This is a genomic window from Mucilaginibacter sp. P19, from assembly GCF_050632265.1.
Classification (GTDB): domain Bacteria; phylum Bacteroidota; class Bacteroidia; order Sphingobacteriales; family Sphingobacteriaceae; genus Mucilaginibacter; species Mucilaginibacter gossypii.
In genome coordinates this window covers 2,403,249-2,427,595 of record NZ_CP192586.1, presented here as the reverse complement: position 1 = coordinate 2,427,595, position 24,347 = coordinate 2,403,249, and the positions used below count along the sequence as shown (strand labels likewise).

The following is a 24,347-nucleotide window of genomic DNA, read 5'->3' as shown; positions in this document are numbered from 1 at the left end:
TTAACACAATTCGTTGCTCTAAAAGTTCAACATCATATAATAGACACACTAATGAAAAAATAATGGTAATAACAAACTTCCATCACTATCTCTTTGTTAAGAAGATATACAGGAGCATTGCTGAATTACAAGTTGACCTGGACAGGTGGATCCAAAAATCGGTATCCCTATTTCCAATAAATAGACCCCTTTTCAACCGGATAAATTAAATATAACATTACGAATCCACACCTTATTTGTTTTATCAATCATCATACTGCTAACATTATTTATGGCGTTAGCAGCCGCAATGTTTTAATTACATATACCAATAATATGACAAGAAGCACACATGCAGTAAGAATAGCAATAAAAAGAAATACGGCCCTGTTGGTAAGCAGCTGTGTTTGCAAACTAACTATTCTGGCTAAGGATGCATTAGCCGCCGCCGCGGCCTGATCAGGCGAAAAACCCTTACTCAGGAATACTTGTCTGAAGCCGTTGAGCCTTTCAGTTACATTTTCATCAATACCGGTTATATGATGAAGAAAATTTTCCTTATATAGCTGACTGTAATACAATTGTATATTATAAAAACCCGCGCTGGCATTCAGTAAAGAGGTAAAACGGGTACAGGCAGCAAATATCAACCCGGTATAACCAGTAGTTTGCGGCACCGCGCTTAAAGTAAATAACATGATGGGAACAAATAGAATGCCTGACGTAGCCCCCTGAAAAAACATAGGCAATATTAGGTCCTCAAAAGCTAAATCGGGTGTAAATATGCAATACATCCATAAATGGTATAAAAGCGACATGCTGAAACCAGCAAACAAAAAATAAAATATAGCATCCTTGCGGTAAACCAGGATTCTTGCCGAGATCACCATAAAAATAATAAGACCGGTTATGTTACAAAGCCCCAATATCATTTCCTGTGTTGCACTCCACTGCAACACGGATACAGTATAACCGAAAATAATATTAATACTTTCTTTACTTCCGTAATAAACTGCAAGTAGTATAAGCCCCACCCAAAAGTTCTTAAACCTAAAAATGGTCAAATCGAGGCCAGGTCGTTTTACTATCCTTTCCCTCCATAAAAACAGGATAGCGCCTGCTACTGTAACAACCGTCGATAATTGAATACGCGTGTCTGTAAACCAATAATATTTTGAGCCATAAAGTATTGTATAAGCCAATCCTGCGGCTACGGCCAGGAAAAATACGGCACCTGTCCAGTCGATCTGGTATAATGGATATTTCCGGAGGTTGGATACCTGGTTGAATGAAATTAGTATTACAATCAATACCAGTATCTGAAACAAAATGAGATAATAATACACGTTCCTGAAATCGGAGTTTAATGTCACAGCCGACGCAACAAGGCCTAATAATACACCACTGCTTAACACTGTACCGTAAAAAATAGTCGATCCAAATGCAGCACGGTGCTCCATCTTCAGAAAACTAGGAATGAGAATAAGCATACTTCCGGAAATACTGCCAACCACCATCCCCTGAAAAAAACGTATGAAAAAGAATGCCATAACACTACTAACATTGATGCAGGCTATATTTAGTATTATTGACAAAAATGTAAGGATCAAAAGATAGTTCCTCATTTCAAAGTATCTCAGAAACCTGAACTGTACAGGTAATATAGTAAGTATACCAACATAACATAGCTGTACGGAGAACGTGATATCTTCGGGTTGAGCTCCAAGGTATGACAATACATAATTCTGACTTAAGGAAATGGAAGCAAATTCCATTATAGATGACAGTAATATTAAAAAGAGGGCTATCCTTACCCCCCAGCTCCAATTCGAAAGCCAGGGTTTAATATATGTGGGTGCATTCATAACTATTTCTTTTTAACTGATACCAAAACGTTCATACCAGCCTTAACCTGTTCAATATTTTTGCTGGTAAATTTTATTTTAATTGGTACTCGTTGAACGATCTTGACAAAGTTTCCTGTAGCGTTATCCGGTGAAAGTAAAGAGAATTTAGCACCAGTTGATGCAGATATAGCTTCAATATGCCCATGATACACTTTATCGTCGATAGCATCAACCTTAATATCAACCGGCTGCCCAATATACATTCCGTATACCTGGGTTTCCTTAAAATTGGCGGTAATCCATTTGTCTCTTTCATTAACGATGGATACCAATGGCTGACCGGCCTGTATTTGTTGACCTTCCTGTATGGTTTTACGCCCCATCCTGCCTGTGTACGGGGCAAGTATTACAGTATATCCTAAGTTAATACGGGCCAATTTAAGTTCGGCGGTTTTACGTTTCAGATCTGCCGCCAGTAAAGCTTTATGTGATCGTAATTCCGCTATTTTAGCATAACTGGTGCGCAAATTATTTTGAGCTGCACTGTAATCGCTAACAGATACGTCATAACGTGATTGTACCAACTCCAGGTCTGCGCCAGTTGTAGCTTCTTCCTTCATCAGGTTTTTGTAACGTTTCATGTCGGCGGCCTGCTGTACCAATCTTGCTTTAGCACCATTTATCTGATCTTTATTTACAAGTGTACTTGTCTCGGATGAAGCAATTCCCGCATCTAAGACCAAAAGCTGAGCCTTTGAATCTTCAACCGCCGCCTCAGCCTCAGTAACTCGTTCGCGATATTCGCGGTCATCAATGGTTACTAATGTATCTCCTTCCCTAACCTGTTGATGTTCGTCGAATCTCACATCTTTGATATAACCGCTTACTCTGGCCGAAACCGGATTGATATAGGACTCTACCTGTGCATCATTGGTTTCAATGTAGTTACTCCCCGTTATAAAATAATTGATAAAATAAACGATGGCCCCTAACACAACCAGGATGGCAAGTACCGATAATATGATATTACCTGGGTGTGTTTTTTTATAGTTGAGGTTTCCATGATATGCTATTGTTTAAGAGTGATGTATTTTGGGTAAATATATTTTTATAATTTCCCGGAGGTGAACAATAACCGGTAGTAAATAAGTTGCGCAACGGTTTGTGCCTGAACCAGGTTATATCTTGTTTCTTGATAAAGGTTATCGGCGTCCAGTAAGTCGGTGAGCAAAGCTAATTGGTTGAGGTATTTGGCATTTATAATACGGTAGTTAACTTTCGCCTGTGCAATCGATTTTTCGTTAACTGCGATACGGCTAAGTGCCTCGCGGTACTTGATTAATAGACTGTTAGCTTCTTGCTTTACATTATCGCTTATATTTTGCTGCACATATTGCAATTCCTGTAATCTAATACGACTTGCCGATGATTTATACTTATTTAGATATATCGATGAAATGTTGTACTGAATTTTAAAACCTACGAAGCCAATGGAATATCCTTGATCCACTGGTGGATAAAAAATGGTATTGGGATAGTTAAAGCCATAGGCGGAATACAACGAAAGCGCTGGTGAGAAATTACTTTTTACCCCCTGATCCTCGCATTCTGAATCTTGATGCTCTCGTCTGCCTTACGTATAGCATAAGCGTCGTGGGTCGTACTGTTAATCAGGTCAAGCAGCGTATCAACACTTGGCATAGTCATAGCCGCGCTGTCTGTTGGGTAGATTCTCGTGGAATCGGGCAAATTGAGCAATACGTTCAATTTTTGATTGCTAATTATAATATCATTCAGCGTTTGTTCAAGGTTTAACTTTACAGCCGAAAGATTTAGCTCTGATCGCAGCAGATCGCTCCGGGTTACTTTTTGATTCCGATATAAGGCATCTATGTTTTTAAGCCTTGTTTCTGCGCGTACTACCTGATCATCAATAAAGTGCTTTTGGTAAATAAGTCTGATCATATTCAGGTATTGGTCGGCCACCTCCAGCCCTACAGTGCCCGCCTGTTCTTTTGTGTTTATAGCAGCTAAGTCTCTTTTTTCTTTTTGCTCAGCTACCAGGGCTTTTTGTCTGCCGCCTGCATAAAGGTTAAAATTGGCAGACACACCAAGGTCAGCGCCGTTCGAAGTCGGTCTTTTGGGTATGGAACGCACGTCGTTTAAACCATGATTATATAGGGTTAGACTTGTAAAACGCTGATAATCGCCATTGGTCAGAACAGTAGGAAGTGCGTTCGTTTTAGCGTCTCTCAAATCTGATTCAGTGGCGCTTTCTTCTGATCTCGCAGCATGAACCTGCATATTTTGGGCCTTAGATAGATCAACAGCTTGAAGCAGCGAAAGTCTGACATTGGGAGTTTGCTGGGCAATAACAGGGAGGTCAAATGCAAAAATCAAGCAAAATAAGGATACTGTAAGCCTGCCGATGGCATGCTTAAACGGTATAGTTTTCATGATAATTAACTGTTTAGTGTTTGTGCTCTATATAACTGTTTTCTGATTTCTGAGCTTTCAATATGTAGTACAAGTACTTTTTTATTAGTTCGGTACTGAAGACATTACCACACGGTGCTATATTTTCCGATATATGCCTGCTTACCGGCGAACCCGAAATCATTACCGGCAACATTACGAATATCGTAAGATACACCAACTGACTATCTGTAGCTTTGAAATGCCCTTCTTCAATTCCGTCCTCAATAAGTTTTTTTAAAATAGCCAGTGTGTTATCCAAGTAATCGGTGATATGGTCCTTAACTGCAGACTCCGGTAAAAAAGTGATCTCGCGATGCAGCAAGCGGTGGAAATTTATATTATTCCTGAATACATTCGAATACTCCTCCAGGAAAACCATCAGTTTTTCCGGAGCTGGAAGCTCTACATATGGTATCCGTTCCAAAACGCTATTTAACCGCCCGAGCCTGTCCCTGAATATCTGGATGAACATGTCCCGTTTTACACCGAAGTAATAACTGATCAGCGCCAGATAAAGCCCACTATTCCCCGCTATCATACGAATTGTAGTACGATAAAATTCGTGATCGGCAAATAGCTTTTCAGAAACGAGAAACAATAAATTCCTGGATTCTATTTTAGTATGGTTCAAGTTATTCGTATTGTTCCTTTTCATTTTTTTCTTGCCGGCATTCGCGGTTTTGCACCCCGGCCGCCTGTTATTTCCTCGATCTTGAATCTTCTACATTTATTTTCATTGCAAATATCCTCTTCGGTGCGCTCTCTAAAAGGGTAAGATTGCGGTATGTTTCGTCGGTTTCTCCGATCGTCTGGTTCAACCTGCTTCAGGTGCTGTATTTACCTGCCTGCAGGGGCATGTTTTAGGGCATAATCATGATGTAATTCCACGAGCCTGATCAAAAATAATTTTGACTTAACGCGTTTTACCTAAGCTTTTCCTGTATTCCAATGGAGAAATACCTTCCTGATTTTTAAAAAACTTCCCAAAAACGGATTGATCTGAAAAATTAAGTTTGTCCGCGATCTGTTGTATGCTGAGATCTTTGTTCTGCAATAGTACCTTTGCTTCCAGTATGATCGCATTATCTATCCATGCACCCGCGGTTTTACCGGTTTCTTTTTTGATTACTTCAGATAGGTATTTTGGCGAAACGTTAAGGTTACTGGAATAAAAACTAACCGAGCGATGCCTCCAAAATTGCTTAACCAGCAGATTCCTGAACCTGATAAACAACGAACTATGGTCGTCTTTATGAATGAGATCAGCATGTATGCACTTATGGATAACATCGATTTCATGTATCAGACAATAAGTATAGCTTCGCATCAGTGCGGCCTCATGCGAGTGTCCCTTATTAAACGTATCACTAATGATATCGAAAATTGCGCTCAATCTTTTTGACTGACATGCATTCAAGGCAGCGATATGGCTTTCACTGTCTTCAAAAAAATCAAAATGGTCAAGAAAAAAATATCTGCCCGCGTTTCGACGAGAAACGAATTTCTAAAAAAAGAATAACCATTTCCGGCATATCTTCAACACATCGGAAACTGCGCGTAACCATTGGTGCGATTGTAAGAACTGCAGGACCCTTTATTGTGTGTGACGCAAGATCAACCTGCAGACTTAGGGTACCCTTCTTTAGAAATAGGATAGAATACGTTTCCGCGCGAAACGGTACATCTGTGTATATAGGCTCCTTCCCGGCATCAACATAGAAATAGTCATGCTTCCCAGTGTCCATATCAAATACCTTTTGCAATTTAGAAATCGAATATGTACTTATATTTCCCATTTATCTGATAATTATTCTTTAAGGCGATAAAAGCATATAATTAAAAACGTGTGATATATTATCAATAAACTATCTGATGGTAATTATACATGTAAAATTACTCTACAACTTCACCGCCAGCGATGTAATAATGAAGTACCCCGTCCAGGCCACAAACAGAATGATCCCTACTACCAGCCACCAGGGGATACTTTGTGGGGTTTCGCTGCCCTGCAGCATAAACGTTTTCTGATCGCCTTTGCCATAGGCGTTGATCATGAGGGGTAACACGCCTTCTACAATCTCGTCTTTTTTAAACCCTCAATGGCTATCGCAGGTCCGTTGCGTACCACAAACGGGATCAGTTTGACCCCTTCCTTCCCTTGGTGGTCCTTGCTAACTACTTTGAGTACGTGGTTGCCATCGGTTAATTTGCGGGTATCCAGATCAAAAGTTACCGGTGCCGGAAACTCCCCTATTGGTTTCAGATCTTCATCAATAAACAGGGTTACAAAACTTTGATCTCTCATGGCTTTAGGTCGTTTAAAATCATCCGTTTAATGTGTTCTTCGTTCTTTTCGCCGGGTTTTATAAAACATTTGATGGTTGCTACCAGCACGTACAGCGTAATGATTACCATTACAAAAACTATGAGGTAATCCCAATTACTATCGGGGCCGGCACCATGAGTGATATCCTCAAAACCAGCGGGCTGTTGCTTTTTACAAGCTTCACAGGCTATAACATCCAGTTTAAGAATGAGCATGAGCAGCAATGTGATATATTTTTTCATTTTTTTGGCTTCTGACTTTTTTTACTTTTTAGCAATTGCGGCTTCGGGTTTGCCAAATGAAGCAATGATCTTTTTCACATCGTCAACCGTTACTTTTTTTGAACTGTTGCCCCAGTTGCTGCGTTCATGATTTACAATAGCCGCCACTTCCTCGGCCTTAAGGTTGTTATTGGTACCCACGGCAGGCATTATTCCGTAGCCCTCGCTTATACGACCGTTATAGCCTTTCATGATAATGGTTACCTGGATCTCCGGATTATCATCAAGCACTACCTTGCTGCCTTTTAGCGCCGGGAAAGCGCCAACCAATCCCTCGCCATTTCCCTGGTGACAGGATTGGCAATTGGTAGCATAAAGTGCTGCGCCATCAAACTCAGGTTTAGCGGCTACGCCTTTGCCAGATGTTGCGGCGCCCGCCTTTTCAGCAGCACCTTTCCCGTACAGGAATATCGGCACCGGTTTGCCATCGGGCAAGGTAATTTCCTTTAGCGATCGCAGGTAGGCCACCAGCGCCACGGCTTTATACGATGCCACAATTTTCCCAGTGATGCCTTTTTTAAAATCATCGGGCACATTCACTACTACATCATTTGGCCATGCGTATTCTTTTATATCAAACAGCCACTCATATGATGGCATAACAGACTCCGCCACTACCGACCGCGGATTAAATAAATGCAAGTAATGCCAGTCGTTACTCGGCTGACGGGTACCTACATTGGTTAAATCGGGGCCGGTACGTTCTGAACCCATGAGCGTAGCTGTGTTACGCCAAACATCGGTACGGATGATGTTGGCATAATCGGCCGCTATGTTAGGGCGTGCGCCCCAAACTTTGTCCATATCTACATTACGTACCTGCTGGGTATGACAAGCCACACATCCTTCGGCTATAAATACGGCTTTACCTGCTGTTTCAAGCCGGTTTAGCGGCTTGCTGCCGGGCAGTGGTGCATTGTTATTCTGACTCGTAAATGCTGGCCCTATCGCCACAAAAAATGTGAGCAGCAAAAAGAAGCATAACGCAGCAGTAAAAAGTTTTTTATGGTCGTTATAAATTTCCATGGCTATCAAATTTCAGCGTTAAAGGGTATGGTATTTAATTTCTCAAAAACTTCCTTCCTTATATCAGGATGACTTTTATGCCCCGAAAACATCACATACATATTCCAGGCAAAAACCAGGTGCGATGCCCACATCAGTGAGCCGCCAATAGCCCGCCATAGCCAGTAAGGGGTCATCAGCACCACCCCATCAATAAATGGTTTTCCATCGCGCCAGGCTATGCCCTTCAGCGTGCCACCCACCATAAGCGGAATGGTGTAGAACAACAGACCTATTAAAGCCAGCCAGAAATGTGCACCAACTAAGCCCTGTTTGGGCTCGTTACCTGTAAGCCTTGGCACTATGGTGTAAATGCAGGCCCAAAGCATAAAGGCGATGATGCCGTACATGGTAAGATGTGAATGTGCCACCGTAAAATCAGTAAAATGCCAGATGAGGTTGGTTTCCCTGAAGGCTTCCGCCGTACCCTGCGTAGAACCCGTGAAGTAAAACAGGATACCAACGATGTAAAAAGGCAGTGTGTAGCTCCTGCCTATCTTATTAAAATTCCCTCTGAAGGTCATGATAAAATTGGTAGTTCCCGAAAACACCGGGATCAGCATCCCCATACTGCCTACAATAGCCACAGTTTGCAACCACCATGGTATGGAGCTGAAAATAAAGTGGTGCGTACCTATCAGCGTGTAAAATAAAATCTGCGACCAGAATGCCAGGATCCCTAAACTGTAAGAGTATATAGGCGTATTTAATTGCTGTGGTAAAAAGTAGTATACCAATCCCAGGTTAAAGAACATAAACCACATGCCCACAGCCTGGTGCATATAATATCCCTGCACAATGGTTTCGCCAAGGCCGTTCTGGTAAAAGGGCAAGTAGCCAACGGTTACGATCACCGTTAAAAACATCATAGCCGAAACGATATACCAGTTGGAGATATAGATCTCTCTGGTTTTGCGCTGCGCTATGGTTTTTATATAATTAGCAAGGCTTAACACAATACCACCTGCAAAAAGTGTCATAACCGGCCATATATATTCGCGGTATTCGCCACCGCCGTTATTGATGCCGGCCATCAGCATGCCGCTGCCGGTGATGATAGCTGCGTTCATGAGTATAAGCGAATAATACCCCCATTTTATACTATAAACCACAGTATTGCTAACCGTGGTAACTACGTAGTAACCAAGGCCCAGCATAGCCATTGACGACCAGCCCCAGAAAACCATATTGGTATGTACCGGCCTTAAGCGGCCAAAACTTAGCCAGCTGATATGATCAGCATCCGGCGATACGAATTTGATACCTATATACTCGCCTACCGAGGTACCCAGCACCAGCCAAAAAGCCGCGCTGCCCAGGTACCACATAATTAGTTTTACCAGTTTGGGGTCGGTTTGATGCTTGGGTGCAGCTTTGCGTTTAGATGCAAAAAACCGCGGGCCGTGAACCTCATCAACATTCAGCAGGATCCCTTTTGAATCTTCCGCTTCGATGGTACCTGCAAGCTCATTGTTGGTTAAACGATAGTTAAGCGCATGCTTGCGTTTAATAAGCTCCTCATAAACTGCGTCATCGTCATCAATGGCTTTGACCAGCTCGGTTGTTTCTTTTTTTACACGGCTGTAACGGGTTTTGACAGCCAGATTACGGATTTTTAAAGTCACCAAAAAAACAATCACCACCAACGGAATAAAGATCAAGGTAAGCATAATGATCATTCCGGGACTGATTAATACATTTTTGCTTTCTGCGGCTGTTTGCGCCTGGACTGCTAATCCTGAAAATACAAGCATCAGTAACATAACAGCGGTGAAGCCGTTATTGCCCCCTTTGGCTTTGCCGATAGCTTTTTTACGATGGTTTCTGCGGCTTATTAACTGATCAAGCTGAGGGGCATCTAAGCTGTTTATTTGCCTGAAGATCCATTTATCGCCGTATTTTTCCTGCGCTACTTCGTCTTCTTTAAGACCGCGGGCCAAACGGATTAGCCAGAGCAGCAGTAATAACAACAAGAAAATGGTAACTGCTATAATGATGCAGGCACCGGTATTAAAAGCATGATCAGGCTTTAATACATCGGCTGCATAGGCAGCTGCACCGGGGATCAGCAGCAATACACCTATCAGGCTAATGGTTAAGTAAAATTTGAGTTTCATATAAAATATATTAACCACACATTAAAAATTGAATTGCGGATTATACCGACATAAACGCATGCTTGCAGGAAAAGCTCTTTTGCATTAAATAGCTAAATGGTATAAACTAGAGCTTCCGTATGAAAGAGCTTTAGTTTTAACTACATTTGGTGATCTAGTGGCACAACAACCGGCTTGTATTTGTCTTTAATATAAAACACAAGTAATTTGGCGGTATTGGTGACGCTATCGTTACGGCATCAGTATGAAGCCCATTGGGGCTTTCCTAAAATGCGTCACCCGCTTTATAATGATATGTTTTTCCCTCAAATACTGGTACTATTTCGCCGGGGATCAAATACCCGAAGGTTGGGCAGGGATGGCTATGCACTGCCGACCTGCTCCTTGGGGGAAAATCCACCAACATCATTTCTACTCCCTTATTAGCAAATCCTCTTTCCTGAAGTAACTTTTTCAAGATCACAGCGTGTGCTGAAGCCACGTAATTTGCGGAGTCTTTTGTTTCAGATTGTGCATCTGCTTTTAGGGCTAGCCCGGTTAGCAGCAGTAGGCTTATTAAATTTTTTTCATCGTATTATGTTTATGACGTATAGGGAAAAAGCGTGCCAAAATATACAATAAATTGAATATCAAATACTTAAAACGCAAAAATACTATTTAACTGCTAAATATCACGATCCTAACACGATATTTCGTATAATTGAAGACCATACACGAGGTTGACGACGTTTCGTACAAACCAAGAAACATCAGCGGCATCTAAAAGATTAACACCTAACTCAATCGCCCGATCAAGGGTTGCCCTAGATTCTTTGTCATCGAGAGTTCCATATCCGTAACTCATACTCATCACCCCTAATCCTACAGCCGAAGTCTTTTCACCTGTATTTCATAATAATCTGTATTTCATTGTTTATTATTTGTGTAATTTCTGTATCATTTCCGAATTGAAGTTGACTCATTTTATATCAAAATTTCTTTTATGAAAAGCGACACCAGTGCTACCTAAGCTATTATTCAACATGCATATTCGCATTCAGCTGAATAAGCAGCAGGTCGGTATCTTCTTCGAAATAAAGATCAACTGTATCGTTCATAGACAACATTATTCCGTCTCTGAAACCGAGCCTTATGCTATTTGCTATTACAGTACCGCTTAGCACAAATACGATGATACTATCGTATATGCCCCCTTCGATCTTGTGATCACTGTTTCTTTTGAATGTGCTTCGCCTGAGCCAGTGCCCATCTTGCAGAAGAATACTATCCGGGCCGATGGACGGAGCGTCAGAAGCCTCATTAAAATTCCCGTCTCTTGTCTCCGTCAAAGTATCAAAAAGCCTGATCCTTTCATTCGATTTCGACATGAGCCAAATTTCAAGTAACTCCGCCTCCTGTGTTTCATCATAATTATAAAATATAGACTGGACTGTGCTCTCGTCATATCCAACTACCAATGTATCTCGCTCCCTTAAAATCTTACGGTATCCGGTAGAATCGTAATAAGCTCCTGAACCATTAATAATTAAACGGATGATGAGCATGGGAATGCCTATGAAGTTTTGAATTTCCTGTCGCCCGGGCATAATTGTCTTGTCGTCAAACCGAACAATTTGTCCCCATTTTATTGCCTCGTTAGGGTATGTAGTAGGATAAATTGAATGAAATACTTTTAAATCTCCCATATCCGTAAACTTTCGACTTTGTTCTGCAAAATATTTCATCACGTTTGTTTTAACCAATTTTCGATAGGCCTTCCCTATTGGTTTGCAGATACAAATTTCAGAGCTTTAACCGGCTTAAAAAGGGCAATATCTCAGATCTTTTCGTCGATTTGTCGTATAGGAAGCTTTATTAGTACAATAACAATCAAAACAAAACAGCTTGAGGTGTACGCATGAAACCTAAAAAATTTTCGGAGTAAGGAAGGTCGGATAAATAAATATCTATCACAACGGCTTATTGGTTTTAAGACTTCCTGTATATGACATAAAAAAACGATAACATAATCCTTGATATACCGCATATTCCTTAGGTATAAAGACAAAAGCAGGTCTCGCATAATACGCGCACCTGCTTTTGTTGCCTAAATAATCTCGTTTAGTAAATTCCTATTCCTTGTTCTATAGGGTAATTTCACTAATGGTAACCGAGTCATCACTGCCATTACAATGTGTAAACCTAATCCTGATGTAACGCACCGGTAGTGGACTGGCTGTTAGTTGTGCAACAAGCACGTTTTACAGGGGATTTATTGATACTTTATTGAATACTAATTGCTTGGTTTAATCCTTCGTAAAATCGTTGATATGCGTATTTGCGTGAATAATCGATGTTATACAGCGTTGCGGCAGCACCAACCCCCAACGAAGAGTCGGCATCCCCTATATTCCACAAAGTAATTCCCCAGCGTTGGCTTGCAGGCACAATATACCGGTATTTTTGCGCGATGTAAAAATACCGGTATTGCTGCGCTGCTTCCCTATCTGCTTGAGTTGTGCCATCATTTCTATTTGTCACACTGATATCAAGCTCGGAAATGTGCACTTTTAGACCAGTTTGCTGCATTTTTTCTATCGCATATTCAATGTTGCCCTGTGTACCTGTATCATCGGTTAATCGGGCGTAATTGGTATGCATTTGTAAACCAACACCATCAATAATATGCTGCCCACCAATTAATGGCTCATTATAAAGGCGTTTGACCAAAGCTGCGATCGAGTCTGTTTTAGTTTTAGAATACTCATGCCCATAATCATTATAGAATAATTTCAGGTCGGTGTTCCCAGCATTTATAGCAGCCTGCCTTGCATACTGGAATGCCAACTTAATATCACTGTTGTCCGGTAAAGATTTTTTAGGGAAAAAGGAAGGGATAGCCGAAAGACTACCCCTTTGTGTTGATATTTGAGTTACCACACTTAAATACACAACATGAGCAAAAGTACTTTTTTACCGGACAGCCGGTCCTGAATCAGTTATTAGGTTTAATAGATCGTAATAATGTTCGATCATTAGCAAGACGTGGGGATCACGATCTCTACTACCGTTACTTTGATACCTATACACATCTTGTAACGATGCTTTACTGCGTTTTTAACAGATGCACCAGCAGCAGAGAAGTAATCAGCGGCATGAAAGCAAGCCTGCATAAGCTTCATCATATCGGTATAAGTAAATGTCCGGCCAGAAGCACCTTATGTGATGCTAATGCCCAGCGTAGCTTTGAAGTATTCGCCCGTATTTATGATAACCTGTATAGGCGACACAAGCAGCTTTTACCGGACAGCCGATTAAAGATCGACCCTAAGCTATTCATTGCCGATTCTTCAACAATTACCTTATTTCAGCAAATATTGAAAGCCCCAAGCCCGGGAAAGGCCAACGGTAAGAGAAAAGGCGGGATCAAAGTTCATACGCTCATTAAGGCAGCAGATGATGTACCGCTGAAAATTAGCTTCACGGCAGCCAGCGCTAACGATATGCCCTTCCTTAAAGAGATCAAACTCGAACCAGGTTCCTTTATCGTTTTCGATAAAGGTTACGTAGACTATTCTGAATATCAAAGAATGACAAATGAAGGCGTATTCTTTGTCACCAGGCAGAAAAAAGATGCCAAATACTCAACAATGTGGCTGAATGAGCTTAGCGAACAAAGCAAGGCACACGGTGTCATCGAAGATAAACTACTCCTCCAGGGCACACGTACTCAAAAAGAGGGTATCCAGTTGGAGATTCGCCTGGTTACTTTCTTTGACAAAGAAACCGAAAGGACATTTGAGTTTTTAACCAATAATTTCTCGTTACCACCTGAAGCTATTGCCGATCTTTATAAGAAACGATGGCTTATTGAAATACTATTTAAGCGGGTAAAGCAAAATTTCCCGCTTAAATACTTCCTGGGGGATAATGAGAATGCAATCAAAATACAGATATGGTGCGCTTTTATTGCCGATCTTCTAATCAAAATTGTCCAGGTACAACTCAAAAGACAATGGTCTTTCTCTAATCTGAGTTCTATTATAAGACTCCATCTGATGAGTTATATCCACCTATTTAACTTTCTGAACGATCCGGAGAAACTGTCCGTCATGTCAACAAATCACTCACGGCAACTAAAATTGGGGGGCTTGGACATCCGCTTTAAAACCTAAATCCTTCTTTTTATATCATAATGCAGTCTTTTTATAACAATAACAAACTTTACCGGACAACAGTGACTTAATATAAGTATAACCTTCGCCGGATATTTTATCCATCCAAACACAGTGGTCTTTAGCAGTATCATCGGCGTCCGACGGATCCGCCAAGCCGCTTCCTCTCAAAGTGCCATTATTGTTTACCGCTTCATTAACCACATCCCATGATTTTACACAGGGCGAGCCATCCGGGTTCTTATAGTGCTGGTAATAATACGTTATAACATTGGTAATATGGGTTTGCATGATAGACCGGTAAGTTTGATCGGCAGTTAAACCCGCGGTGGTTGCATTACTTAGCCATGTAGGATTGCTTGAAAACCAGATAAGGTTATGCCCATGTACCCTTGGTATACCATGGCTCTTCGCAAAAAGTATAACTGCGTCATTATAAGTAAAGCTACCCCTTGCTGGTTCAACGGAAGCAAATTTCATTTCATTTTCGGCAGTTAAACTATTGTATTGATTGCCTGCCAAATTAGTATAGGCTGAATTACTAAATTTGCTGGCGTTAATGGCAGCGCCGACTAAAACTGCATCATTAGCGTTCTTAAGTAAGGGATTATTACCCGAATATGGTACATTATCCACCACAACCTTTGTTGTTTTTACATCATTTATTTTTGATAATAAAAACTCTTTTTTACAGCCGGCTACACCTAATCCGACTAAAAAAAATAACACAATCTTCTTCATTTTAATTTAAATTATTGTTTATAAATTGGTTAAGTAATTGGCTATTTACGTTTATCGAAGTATTGTACAAGGTTAAAAACCTGTTTATTCAATTCTTTAATTTGTTGCACCAGCGGGTTATAATACTCGTAATCTGAATCAACTATTCCTTTATTAGAGTCTCTGTTGGAAAGATCTGTTTTCAAATTATCAGGGTCATTGTCCTGGTAAGTAAACCAATGCCAGCCAACACAACTTTTACTCTTAATAAGTGATAAGGCAAAATTTTCATAGAAATATCCTCTGTCTTGCTGGGTTTTAACAATCCAACCAGCTCCCCCATTATTTGCCAAACCCGAATCCTGGGCTTTTACATACCACTCCGTAATTAAGAAAGGTTTGCCAGACCATTTTTCCCAGTCAGCCATTTGCGCAGAATCCGGCTCCCATTTCCTGTAGTGGTTAATAGATATGACATCCATATATTTGCCCGCTACTTTAAAGATCTCTGGATTGCTTAGTTCCTGCCTATCCTGCTGGTTAAATCTGCAGCCCAAATACATATGGTTTGGATCATACTTTTTCAGTGCCGCGGTTACCTTCTGCATATAAGTATCAAAGTAAAAACCAGAAAAAGCCAGCCGGTCAGCTTCAGTGATATCTGCTAACGAGGAAGTTTTCCCTTTTCTTTGATCTAACCACTTCCGGGCTGCGATGTATCCCGGTCTCGTCCTTAGCCAGGTTCTTAAGCGAAATATCCAGAGCGTCCGTTTTCCAGGGTAATTCGTTGTCCGAATAATATCCCAGTAAGTATTTATCCTCTTTATATTTTGATAAAGGTTTAAAAGCAGCGTCACAATACGCGTCGAATTCCGGATCGAATACCATTACTAAATCAAACCTATAGCCTTGCCATCCCGCAATTTTATACTTTCCGCCGAACCTTTTAATATGGTCCGCCTTGTAGCTCCCCATTGCATTTACAATTACAGTATAAACCATGGGCGAAGGGCTATTGCGTATTAAATCAACATCAGACCAAGCTCCTGCTCCGTTAAATCCCAGATCTTTTAAAAAAGTACTTTCATGTTTGTACCAGTTATTAACAGACCCATATTTTTGTTTCAGTATTTTCTGTTGATGCTCAGATGTAAAAGGGCGAAATACGGCCACCCCCTTATTAATAAACGGATACCCATCCGGATCAATGAACCACCATCTATCATTGATCTTTTCAGTTCTGAAATACCCTGTACCCTTTTGCTTATTCATTTCCCAGCTTCCATATTTGTTTAGCGGGGGTTCAGTCTGAGATTTAAAGTCGGATAGCGCGACCAGGGTTTTTGTTTTGTAGTTTGTCCAAACGGTATCCTTATTTGATTTTTTCGCTTCGACAGAATCTATAGCTTGAGCTTTTTTGGGCAAAAACAGCCCATGAAAAGGCTACAAAAAGCCCTATTAGAATTATTATTTTCATAATTTATGGGATTCTTATACTTTATTGCCATGCGGCCAGGAAACCGCTATATGCGAGTGTTTTGTTATAATTTTCATCAAAAAGTAAAGGGCACTTTATATTCCCGTTATTGCTATATCTTAACCACGTACACTTATCTGTAACTCCCCTCTGATCTTCAACTTTTAATACTTGCTCCGATGCCCGTGAGCTTTCCCTGAACAAACAAGGACTGATTTTTATTTGCGCTCTGGCAAAATGTGGAAAACCAAGTAAAACCATCTACAACCACCTTATGGGCTCTTTTTTTCATAGCGTAAGTCGATTATGGTTTATGATAATATCATATTTATAATTAATTGGCTATCTGGGTTATTTATAATTATTTCACCGTTAAATCCTGAGATAGTTGAATACTGTCGGAAGAATTTCCGATTTTAATTTTGAAAACACCGGGCTCTACAACAAAATTCATCTTGGTGTCAAAAACGGCTAAGTCATCCGGATGTATCCTAAAACTTAATGTTTTAGTTTCTGCCGGCAACAGACTTACCCGCTCAAACCCCCGTAAAACAGAATCATAAGTAGTTAGGCTACTTTGCTCATCTGTGATGTAAAGCTCCGCAACTTCATCCCCTTTTACTTTACCAGTATTGGTTACATCTACCGAAACAGTAACATCTTCTTTATTAGATATCTCCGAGGGACTTATTTTAAGGTTTGTAAAACTAAAGGTTGTGTAACTTAATCCGTACCCAAAAGGATATAAAGGTCCGTTTACACTAGTTTTGCCATAACCGTTGGGCCCCGCAGTAGGCTGGCCAGCTTGCGAACCCTTTTTAAAAGGAAAGTTAAACTCAATCTGGCCGGTTGTTTTAGGAAATGTAATTGGCAGTTTTCCGCCCGGATTGTAAGTGCCAAACAAAGTCTCGGCTATAGCTCTTCCACCTTGAGCCCCTGGAAACCATGCTTCTAAAATTGCGGGTAAATATTTATTTTCCCAATTAATAGTTAATGGTTGACCGTTTATCATTACCATTACTACAGGCTTGCCGGTGGCATATAGAGCCTGCAATAGTTGACGCTGCCTGCCAGGTAAATCTAATCCAGTTCTTGACAAGCTCTCGCCTACCCGCTTCTCATCTTCACCTACCACAGCTATCACTACATCCGAACGTTTAGCCATTTCCACAGCCTTATTAATCTCTTGCTGTTCTTGAAAAGTTAACGGAACTGGTATAAGCTCACTTTCTGGCCACGTTGAGTCTACGACATCACATCCCTTTGCGTAGTTTACCTTTACCCTATTTCCGACTTCATTGGTAATTCCGGATAAAACTGAGATCAAATGATTATTTGAAGGACCATATCTGCTTAACTCGTAATTGGTTTCAGCTGCCAATGGACCGGTAACAAGGATACTTTTCAATTTGCTTTTATCTAATGGTAGAAGTGGCTGCTTTTTATCCTTATAAGGTTGGTTCTTTAACAATACAAATGACTCCCTGTTAATTTGCATTGCAAACTCATCATCTTTTAGCGTGTGTACCTTTTTATCGGATAACTTCGTGTCATCCACATAAGGTTGATCAAACAATCCCAGTTTAAATTTTACCCTAAGTACGTCAGAAACCCTAGCATTCAATGTTTCCATCGAAACTCTGCCTGTTTTAACCAAATTTCTTAGGGGCAGAATAAAATCCTGTGGTGGTGTAAAATTGGTTCGAACGTTAAGGCCGGCCTCTACAGCTAGCCTCACTGCATCTTCGGCATCTTTTGCTACATGATGTTTTGTTTCCAGGAACTCTACCGCCTCACTATCAGAGACTACATATCCCGTAAAACCGTATTGTATTCGTAATAATTCCGTTAAAAAATACCTACTGCCAGTTATCGGCATCCCATTCCAGTCATTATAACTGCTCATTACGCCAAAAGGATGTGCTTCCTGAATTACTCGTTTAAAAGGATAGAGAAAAATTTCTTGCAATTCAATAGGCGCAATATGAGGATCTGTTCTGGCATTGCCATCCCTTCCTCCTTTGGGGACGCTGTAGGCCGCAAAATGCTTCAACGTAGATGCGACGCCATTCTCTTGTATACCCAATGTCATCTGCTTACCTAACTCGGCAACCAGAAAAGGATCTTCACCGTAGGTTTCAACTACCCTGCCCCATCTTGGGTCTCTGGATACATCCAAAATTGGAGCATAAACATTAGTATATCCCAATGCTTTAGCCTCTCTTCCAACGATATTACCTGCCGTTCTGACCATTGGCTTGTCCCAGGTGCTACCAATGTTGATAGGCGAAGGTAACGGTGTTGCACGATCATGATTTAGTCCATGAATTCCTTCATTAGTAAAATCGACTGGAATTCCTAATCTGGTTTGTTCTATAAACCATTTTTGAACCAAATTAATCGCATCGGCATGTTTACTGAAAGGGTAAGAATACTCAGACTGTGCATCGGGGTTAAAAGGTAAACTATTGAGGTGTTCATCAATATTTGCTATACCATCTTTCCAGATTTCATTTTTCCATTCCGCTGTTGGAAGCTGATCTTTTAAAACACGATGATAGCCGTAAAGTGTTGCCATTTGACAAGTTTTCTCCTCTAAAGTCATCTGCGATAGCAGATCATTTACCCGGGCCTCTATGTTTTGGGTGGGATCTTCGAAGATGTCCTCCTTTCCGTTTTTATTAAAATCTATCCACCTTTGATGATAGATATTAACAGATTTATCTTGAGAAAATAAAAAATCAACATTTAATAGCAAGCATATAATCAAGACAAAGTTTTTTAGGAAATATTTCATAGTAATTAGTTAAAAATTGGGGCTGGCGTGTTTTTTGATCGTTAGATTTGAGCAGGAAGACTGACAGGCCAAGAAATGGCAATTCTGTTTACATAAAGCGCAGTATTTATCAGCTAATTTTATTTCAATCCGTGGAACATCCCGGCCTTATTATATATAAATACCCATCAGCAAATAGATAACGATATTTGCCGATGGGTATAAAATAAATTAATAGCCCGGATTTTGCGGGAAATTTGGCGCCATAAGGTCAATTTGATCTTGTGGTATTGGCCAACGTACCTGAAAATCTTGCATCGGGAAAACCTTTTCGTTGGTGCTTGCGCTTCCAAATGTGTGGTATTTATTTACCTGACTCACCAAAACTCCCATTCTTTTTAATAAAAACCAGCGCCCTCCCTCGAACGCCAATTCCCGTGCCGATCTCGTCTAGAATGGTTTGTTGGTCGATTGATGTAAAATTTGGCATGCCTGCTCTAGCGCGAATCCTGTTAATGTACATTAAAGCAGTAGGGTCCGAACCGTTGTTGGTCAGTCTCCAATGAGCTTCAGCTCCCAGCAATAGGGTTTCGGCGAGTCGATAAGCTATTACATCTTTGTAGCTTCCTGCACGGCCATCAGGCTTGGTGAAATCCTGATATTTCTTCACACTCCAGTGGTATTGCCTGTAATTATCTGAATAGGATGACTTTGGCAACTTTCTTCCGTAATAAGGATCTCCTGGTTTGTTACCGACTACAGTATCTGGGAAAAAATAAGTTGTGAAGCGCTTGTCAGGAGATAGCCCCGTGGTTTTATCCCATCCTAACAGCGTTTTAAGATAAAAATTCGGTGTTGTCCATGCAAAAGAATTGCCGCCCCAATTATTATCTTCAATCATATGGCCTCCAGGCATTTCATAGTAACGTGCAGTAAGCACAGCATTTAAAAAGTGCTGTTCTCCGCCGGCAAGATTTGAGCTTCCTCCTGTTAACTCATCAAACTGGTAGGTATAAAGAGATTCGTTATGATTGACATCCGCGCCAAACACCTTTTCCAGTGGTTGTAAAGCATAAGGGCCAGTATTAATCACTGCATCACATTGAGCGGCCATTGTTGCCCAATCACCCTGCCAGGCAGCAACTTGAGCTCTAAGGTGTCGGGCAAGCCCCTGGCTAACTTCCCCGGGTTGAGCAACATATGATAAATTGGCAATTGCAAAATCTAAATCGGAACTAATCAACGAAAGAACCTGCTGTTTTGTGGCTGGTTTATATTGAACAGGGTCAAAGGCGTTATTTACAGTCGTTGGGATGGTATCAATTAATATATTATCATACAACTCCCAAAGTTTAAAAAAGTCATTGCTCTAATAACCCTTGCTTCACCGATAACTTTATTTTTAGCGGCTGCCGAGGAAAAACTAACTTTTTTCGCACCTTCGATAATCGCGCTCGCCCTGTCTATCAGTTGATAACCAGAATTCCATTTACCCCTTGGGAAATCTATAGCGTTCATATTTGCCTTGTAAATTTGAGCATCGTTAAAGGTCCTGGTGCAACCCAAATCGTCCGCGCAATAAATCCAAAGGTTATCCTGCTGCAAACCACTATTATAACTAACCAGTTCATATGCTCGCTGTAAATTATACAATGCCCCAAGGCCTACATTCAACCCTGCCTCATCCTTGTAGATAACATCCGAGCCAATTTTTGTAAAATTTTCTTCCGCTAGCCATTTTTTGCAGGAGGCCAAAAGGGACATTATTCCTACAATTCCTGCTATCAACATTTTATTATGATTTTTCATTTTATTATTTTATTAAGACATTTAAGAATTAAAAGATCGGCTGTTATAAACATTTTACTATTATTGCAAACCGATTTTTACTCCCAAAATAAAATTTCTTGTTGCCGGATAAGAGTACAAGTCTTGCTCTGGGCTATAAGCCTGATACTTGGTACTAGTGATTAGGTTTTGCCCTGTTGCGTAAATCTTCAGATTAGCAATTTTTAATCTTGAAAGCACTTTTTGGGGAAAGGTGTAGCCTATGGTGAGGTTTTGTAACCTCCAATATGAAGCATCTTGCAATCCAAGATTATACATTCCCGGAGGCGAAGTACCAGCATTTGGCTGTGGAAAAGTATTGGAAGGGTTCTCGGGAGTCCAATAATTCACCTTGATCCCATTTCTATTTCCTCTTAAATCCCCACCTGCGGTATAATCATATAAAAATTGATTGTTTTTTGTAATGCCTTGTACGGTATAAATATCCATTGAAAAATCAAATCCTTTGTAGGCCACGCTTAAGTTAAATGAGCCTGTCCAATCGGGATATTTAGATGTTATATAATTATCATCAGCATTTATTTTTCCATCACCATTTTTATCTTCCAATTTCACGGTTCCAGGTACAGGTGTTTTCTGGGTGAACGGATCAACAATAGGCTTTCCACTTGCGTCTAAAGCTACAGGAGCTTGCACACCATTAATTTCCCACTTTCCTGTTGCCTTATCAAAGGTCGAGCCGGGGTACACTTCAGTACCCTGCCACACGCCAAGATATTTCGCTTGTCTGTAAATCTCGATTGGCTGACCAATGAACCAATTATTTGCAACATCATCATCCTGTACACCATCGCCGTTAAGGTCTCCATATAGCTTCTTGATTTTATTCCTATTTTTGGAAAACAACACCCCCATCCTCACGGTAAGATCCTGGGTTTGTACAGGCACACCGTCCAATTGAATTTCTATGCCGCGATTTTGAATTTCGCCAATATTATAAGGTTGTGTAGTGTATCCGATTGAGGAATTCAACTGCCTATTTACCAATAAATCAGTTGTTTTGGTATTATAATACTCCACTGTACCGGAAATACGATCTTTGAATAAAGCAAAATCCAATGCAGTGTTTAAGGTTGTCGATGTTTCCCATTTCAGTTTAGGGTTGGACAGTGAACTTCCGGGTGTATAACCTGAAACTCTGTTGTTGCCAAATAAATAATCTCTTTGATCTGCGAGGCTCAAGCTTCCATAAGGAGGAATTCCTTCATTACCCACACTTCCATAGCTCGCGCGAAATTTAAGGTTTGTGATCTGTTTTACATCCGTCAGAAACTTTTCTTTATAGATATTCCAGCCTAAAGCAACAGCTGGGAAATAGCCCCATTTATTGTCGGCACCGAAAACAGATGATCCGTCAGCACGGGCACTTAGCGTTACATAATATTTTGACGAATAATCATATTGAACCCTACCAACACCCGAAACCAACCTGCGCCTGTTACCTCCGATTGTTGGCACATTAATTAAAGCTGACTGTAATCCGTAAATGCCAAGTATGTCATTCGGAATTTTAGATGCTGAGTTTCTGAAATATGTGTAATCCTGCTGAGTTGCACTGGATACAAAAGTAAACCCCAGGTTATGCTTTTTTATTTGAGTATTATACGTTATTATATCTTCCAGCAACCATTCTCTGTTATCCTGAAAGTAGATGCTTCCGTTAGCAGATCCATTGGCAACGCCGCTTTCGGAAAGTGCCGTATTGTAGTCCAATTGTTTATAATTCCAGGACCTGCGGCTAGCGTTAATTCTGTTATTGAATCCCTTGAACGGTTTTATATCTAAATAAATATTAATAATATCGTTGCGGTTACGGGTATCATCCTTTGTTTGCTGTAAATTTAATAAAGGGTTGAAACTTTCCTGATTACCTCCCGGCCTTACATTATAGCTTCCATCTGCATTATAGATATTACCTAACGGGGATGCTGTTATTACTTCACGGAGAATTGTGGATACTCCCGGATCATTTGATTTAGAGGTTTGGAATGAGGTATTAATTCCAACTTTTAACCAACTCTTTAAATCCTGGTCTAAATTTATTCTGATAGCTCCCTTTTGAATATTAGTTGTTGGCACTATGCCTTGCATATCCTGAAAATTCGCTCCAACATATAGTTTGGTTTTTTCGGTACCAGATGAAAAACTTAGGTTGTGATTCTGAATTGTTGAAGGTTTCAAAACTTCTTTTGACCAATCTATAGACCGATTTTCGGCGATAGCCTGTAATTCGTCTGCGCTGAAAATAAGATTGTCTGGTCTGATAATGTTATTATTAACCGCTCTATCGGCTTCTCTTTTTAACTGTGCAAACTCCGGGCCTGTATATACATCAAAGTTTCTGTGCACGGTTTGTGTTCCATAATAGCCTCCATAATCGATTGCCAGTTTACCTAGTTTCCCTCTTTTTGTAGTAATGAGAATAACACCATTAGATGCTCTTGCCCCATAAATAGCCTGTGCGGCCGCATCTTTTAAAATCTCGATTGATGAAATATCATTGGGGTTAAGATCGTTGATAGAACCGATAGGGACACCATCTGCAATTACAATCGGGCTATCTCCCCCAGCTAAAGACCCCCTTCCCCTTATTGAAATATTAGAAGAGCCCCCGGACCCGCGTCGTTTGTTGTTACCTGTACACCTGCCGCCTTTCCTCTTAGCATCTCCCCCACATCCAAAGTAACATTTCGAGTTGCGCTTTCAGGCTTGATAGAAGCAACAGAACTGATGATATCACTTTTCTTTTGCGTACCATAACCTATCACAACTACTTCGTTAAGATTACTGGAACCTGCTTTGAGCACTACATGCAGATCTCTTTCTTCCCCAACTTTAACCTGCTGTTCCAAAAAACCGACATACCGAAATACCAGGACGGCATCATTATCAGGTATCTTCATTGAAAATCTCCCGTCAGTGCCGGTTACAGCACCTTGTTTGGTGCCCTTTAACAGAACGCTAACTCCAGGCAGCGTTAATTTTTGTTCGTCCGTTACAATACCCTTTATCACTATTTGCTGGGCTTGAGCCTTTAAACATAGCAATAATAAAATAGCAATTGCACTATGCCTGAGGTAGCCTCGGCTAAGCACATAAAAAGCATTTCTCTCTTTGTAAAAAGTTTTCATTCTAATTGGTTTGGTTAATAATTTGGTAATTGGTTGCGTTACTATTAGAGATAATAACTGCTACAAATATGATTGAGGAGTGCAGAATCGACGGTATTTTAGCGTACTGAAATGAGGGTTCAAATGTACTTTACAGGCAGAAACAACT

At 40.6% G+C, this 24,347-nt stretch carries 25 protein-coding genes; 1 reads left to right on the top strand and 24 read right to left on the bottom strand.

Annotated features, from left to right (window positions below; genetic code table 11):
* Positions 1 to 269: 269 nt before the first annotated feature.
* The 15 genes from ACQ86K_RS11645 to ACQ86K_RS11575 all read right to left on the bottom strand — a co-directional run bounded on the left by ACQ86K_RS11645 (position 270) and on the right by ACQ86K_RS11575 (position 13,012).
* Positions 270 to 1,844 carry an MFS transporter gene (locus tag ACQ86K_RS11645; RefSeq protein WP_143020913.1) on the bottom strand — a complete coding sequence of 525 codons (1,575 nt, stop codon included), beginning with the start codon at positions 1,842 to 1,844 and terminating at the stop codon, positions 270 to 272.
* 2 nt (positions 1,845 to 1,846) lie between these two features.
* Positions 1,847 to 2,821, bottom strand: coding sequence for an HlyD family secretion protein (locus ACQ86K_RS11640; protein WP_431200407.1), 975 nt, complete (start codon positions 2,819 to 2,821; stop codon positions 1,847 to 1,849).
* A gap of 113 nt (positions 2,822 to 2,934) precedes the next feature.
* A complete protein-coding gene (locus tag ACQ86K_RS11635; RefSeq protein ID WP_431200406.1) occupies positions 2,935 to 3,387 on the bottom strand; it encodes a TolC family protein in 453 nt (150 codons plus the stop codon).
* Between the two features lie 26 nt (positions 3,388 to 3,413).
* Positions 3,414 to 4,283, bottom strand: coding sequence for a TolC family protein (locus ACQ86K_RS11630; protein ID WP_431200405.1), 870 nt, complete (start codon positions 4,281 to 4,283; stop codon positions 3,414 to 3,416).
* 13 nt (positions 4,284 to 4,296) lie between these two features.
* The gene (locus ACQ86K_RS11625; RefSeq protein WP_431200404.1) at positions 4,297 to 4,935 is read right to left on the bottom strand and encodes a TetR/AcrR family transcriptional regulator; all 639 of its coding nucleotides are present in this window, start codon (positions 4,933 to 4,935) and stop codon (positions 4,297 to 4,299) included.
* Positions 4,936 to 5,217: 282 nt separating this feature from the next.
* Positions 5,218 to 5,697, bottom strand: coding sequence for a helix-turn-helix domain-containing protein (locus tag ACQ86K_RS11620; protein ID WP_176844610.1), 480 nt, complete (start codon positions 5,695 to 5,697; stop codon positions 5,218 to 5,220).
* A 505-nt stretch (positions 5,698 to 6,202) separates the two neighbouring features.
* Positions 6,203 to 6,358: a hypothetical protein gene (locus ACQ86K_RS11615; RefSeq protein WP_431200403.1), complete on the bottom strand. Its 156-nt coding sequence runs from the start codon at positions 6,356 to 6,358 to the stop codon at positions 6,203 to 6,205.
* 17 nt (positions 6,359 to 6,375) lie between these two features.
* Positions 6,376 to 6,609: a hypothetical protein gene (locus ACQ86K_RS11610; protein ID WP_431200402.1), complete on the bottom strand. Its 234-nt coding sequence runs from the start codon at positions 6,607 to 6,609 to the stop codon at positions 6,376 to 6,378.
* The gene (locus ACQ86K_RS11605; protein ID WP_091176347.1) at positions 6,606 to 6,872 is read right to left on the bottom strand and encodes a hypothetical protein; all 267 of its coding nucleotides are present in this window, start codon (positions 6,870 to 6,872) and stop codon (positions 6,606 to 6,608) included. The genes ACQ86K_RS11610 and ACQ86K_RS11605 overlap by 4 nt, the downstream gene beginning before the upstream one ends.
* A 21-nt stretch (positions 6,873 to 6,893) precedes the next feature.
* Positions 6,894 to 7,937, bottom strand: coding sequence for a cbb3-type cytochrome c oxidase subunit II (locus ACQ86K_RS11600; protein WP_091176350.1), 1,044 nt, complete (start codon positions 7,935 to 7,937; stop codon positions 6,894 to 6,896).
* A 5-nt stretch (positions 7,938 to 7,942) separates the two neighbouring features.
* Positions 7,943 to 10,093, bottom strand: coding sequence for a cbb3-type cytochrome c oxidase subunit I (locus ACQ86K_RS11595; protein WP_091176352.1), 2,151 nt, complete (start codon positions 10,091 to 10,093; stop codon positions 7,943 to 7,945).
* Between the two features lie 265 nt (positions 10,094 to 10,358).
* Positions 10,359 to 10,550 carry a cupin domain-containing protein gene (locus ACQ86K_RS11590; RefSeq protein ID WP_431200401.1) on the bottom strand — a complete coding sequence of 64 codons (192 nt, stop codon included), beginning with the start codon at positions 10,548 to 10,550 and terminating at the stop codon, positions 10,359 to 10,361.
* A gap of 222 nt (positions 10,551 to 10,772) precedes the next feature.
* Complete coding sequence (locus ACQ86K_RS11585) at positions 10,773 to 10,946, bottom strand: hypothetical protein (protein ID WP_256337583.1); 174 nt, start codon at positions 10,944 to 10,946, stop codon at positions 10,773 to 10,775.
* A gap of 160 nt (positions 10,947 to 11,106) precedes the next feature.
* Positions 11,107 to 11,679: a hypothetical protein gene (locus ACQ86K_RS11580; RefSeq protein ID WP_431200400.1), complete on the bottom strand. Its 573-nt coding sequence runs from the start codon at positions 11,677 to 11,679 to the stop codon at positions 11,107 to 11,109.
* Between the two features lie 676 nt (positions 11,680 to 12,355).
* On the bottom strand, positions 12,356 to 13,012 hold the full coding sequence (locus ACQ86K_RS11575; RefSeq protein WP_091176359.1) for an endo-1,4-beta-xylanase: 657 nt from the start codon (positions 13,010 to 13,012) through the stop codon (positions 12,356 to 12,358).
* Between ACQ86K_RS11575 and ACQ86K_RS11570 the strand changes: the two genes are divergently transcribed.
* Positions 12,991 to 14,247 carry an IS4 family transposase gene (locus ACQ86K_RS11570; protein WP_431199200.1) on the top strand — a complete coding sequence of 419 codons (1,257 nt, stop codon included), beginning with the start codon at positions 12,991 to 12,993 and terminating at the stop codon, positions 14,245 to 14,247. The two genes, ACQ86K_RS11575 and ACQ86K_RS11570, sit on opposite strands and share 22 nt — an antisense overlap.
* Positions 14,248 to 14,262: 15 nt before the next feature.
* On the opposite strand, the gene ACQ86K_RS11565 is transcribed toward ACQ86K_RS11570, so the two are convergent.
* The 9 genes from ACQ86K_RS11565 to ACQ86K_RS11525 all read right to left on the bottom strand — a co-directional run bounded on the left by ACQ86K_RS11565 (position 14,263) and on the right by ACQ86K_RS11525 (position 24,199).
* On the bottom strand, positions 14,263 to 14,988 hold the full coding sequence (locus tag ACQ86K_RS11565) for an endo-1,4-beta-xylanase (protein WP_091167677.1): 726 nt from the start codon (positions 14,986 to 14,988) through the stop codon (positions 14,263 to 14,265).
* Positions 14,989 to 15,029: 41 nt separating this feature from the next.
* Positions 15,030 to 15,575, bottom strand: a complete 546-nt coding sequence (locus ACQ86K_RS11560) for a hypothetical protein (protein ID WP_431200399.1) — start codon at positions 15,573 to 15,575, stop codon at positions 15,030 to 15,032.
* Between the two features lie 43 nt (positions 15,576 to 15,618).
* On the bottom strand, positions 15,619 to 16,239 hold the full coding sequence (locus tag ACQ86K_RS11555) for a hypothetical protein (protein WP_431200398.1): 621 nt from the start codon (positions 16,237 to 16,239) through the stop codon (positions 15,619 to 15,621).
* 566 nt (positions 16,240 to 16,805) lie between these two features.
* Positions 16,806 to 19,241 carry a glycoside hydrolase family 3 N-terminal domain-containing protein gene (locus ACQ86K_RS11550; protein WP_091167680.1) on the bottom strand — a complete coding sequence of 812 codons (2,436 nt, stop codon included), beginning with the start codon at positions 19,239 to 19,241 and terminating at the stop codon, positions 16,806 to 16,808.
* A gap of 210 nt (positions 19,242 to 19,451) precedes the next feature.
* On the bottom strand, positions 19,452 to 19,613 hold the full coding sequence (locus ACQ86K_RS11545; protein ID WP_431200397.1) for a hypothetical protein: 162 nt from the start codon (positions 19,611 to 19,613) through the stop codon (positions 19,452 to 19,454).
* Positions 19,585 to 20,562, bottom strand: coding sequence for a RagB/SusD family nutrient uptake outer membrane protein (locus tag ACQ86K_RS11540; RefSeq protein WP_431200396.1), 978 nt, complete (start codon positions 20,560 to 20,562; stop codon positions 19,585 to 19,587). Before ACQ86K_RS11540 ends, ACQ86K_RS11545 begins: the two co-directional genes overlap by 29 nt.
* Positions 20,544 to 21,029 carry a hypothetical protein gene (locus ACQ86K_RS11535; protein WP_431200395.1) on the bottom strand — a complete coding sequence of 162 codons (486 nt, stop codon included), beginning with the start codon at positions 21,027 to 21,029 and terminating at the stop codon, positions 20,544 to 20,546. The genes ACQ86K_RS11540 and ACQ86K_RS11535 overlap by 19 nt, the downstream gene beginning before the upstream one ends.
* Before the next feature lie 60 nt (positions 21,030 to 21,089).
* Positions 21,090 to 23,660 (bottom strand): SusC/RagA family TonB-linked outer membrane protein, encoded by a 2,571-nt coding sequence (locus ACQ86K_RS11530; RefSeq protein WP_431200841.1) that lies wholly within the window; start codon positions 23,658 to 23,660, stop codon positions 21,090 to 21,092.
* Positions 23,657 to 24,199 carry a carboxypeptidase-like regulatory domain-containing protein gene (locus ACQ86K_RS11525; protein ID WP_431200394.1) on the bottom strand — a complete coding sequence of 181 codons (543 nt, stop codon included), beginning with the start codon at positions 24,197 to 24,199 and terminating at the stop codon, positions 23,657 to 23,659. The genes ACQ86K_RS11530 and ACQ86K_RS11525 overlap by 4 nt, the downstream gene beginning before the upstream one ends.
* Positions 24,200 to 24,347: the final 148 nt, after the last annotated feature.

What these genes read in the sequence shown, in the direction of transcription:
- ACQ86K_RS11615 (WP_431200403.1), bottom strand. Translation starts at nt 6,358, where the DNA reads ATGATCAACGCCTATGGCAAAGGCGATCAGAAAACGTTTATGCTGCAG.
- ACQ86K_RS11630 (WP_431200405.1), bottom strand. Translation starts at nt 4,283, where the DNA reads ATGAAAACTATACCGTTTAAGCATGCCATCGGCAGGCTTACAGTATCC.
- ACQ86K_RS11565 (WP_091167677.1), bottom strand. Translation starts at nt 14,988, where the DNA reads ATGAAGAAGATTGTGTTATTTTTTTTAGTCGGATTAGGTGTAGCCGGC.
- ACQ86K_RS11595 (WP_091176352.1), bottom strand. Translation starts at nt 10,093, where the DNA reads ATGAAACTCAAATTTTACTTAACCATTAGCCTGATAGGTGTATTGCTG.
- ACQ86K_RS11550 (WP_091167680.1), bottom strand. Translation starts at nt 19,241, where the DNA reads ATGAAATATTTCCTAAAAAACTTTGTCTTGATTATATGCTTGCTATTA.
- ACQ86K_RS11580 (WP_431200400.1), bottom strand. Translation starts at nt 11,679, where the DNA reads ATGCCCGGGCGACAGGAAATTCAAAACTTCATAGGCATTCCCATGCTC.
- ACQ86K_RS11560 (WP_431200399.1), bottom strand. Translation starts at nt 15,575, where the DNA reads ATGCAGAAGGTAACCGCGGCACTGAAAAAGTATGATCCAAACCATATG.
- ACQ86K_RS11600 (WP_091176350.1), bottom strand. Translation starts at nt 7,937, where the DNA reads ATGGAAATTTATAACGACCATAAAAAACTTTTTACTGCTGCGTTATGC.
- ACQ86K_RS11525 (WP_431200394.1), bottom strand. Translation starts at nt 24,199, where the DNA reads ATGAAAACTTTTTACAAAGAGAGAAATGCTTTTTATGTGCTTAGCCGA.
- ACQ86K_RS11605 (WP_091176347.1), bottom strand. Translation starts at nt 6,872, where the DNA reads ATGAAAAAATATATCACATTGCTGCTCATGCTCATTCTTAAACTGGAT.
- ACQ86K_RS11610 (WP_431200402.1), bottom strand. Translation starts at nt 6,609, where the DNA reads ATGAGAGATCAAAGTTTTGTAACCCTGTTTATTGATGAAGATCTGAAA.
- ACQ86K_RS11555 (WP_431200398.1), bottom strand. Translation starts at nt 16,239, where the DNA reads ATGAATAAGCAAAAGGGTACAGGGTATTTCAGAACTGAAAAGATCAAT.
- ACQ86K_RS11535 (WP_431200395.1), bottom strand. Translation starts at nt 21,029, where the DNA reads ATGAAAAATCATAATAAAATGTTGATAGCAGGAATTGTAGGAATAATG.
- ACQ86K_RS11645 (WP_143020913.1), bottom strand. Translation starts at nt 1,844, where the DNA reads ATGAATGCACCCACATATATTAAACCCTGGCTTTCGAATTGGAGCTGG.
- ACQ86K_RS11545 (WP_431200397.1), bottom strand. Translation starts at nt 19,613, where the DNA reads ATGGGAGTTTTGGTGAGTCAGGTAAATAAATACCACACATTTGGAAGC.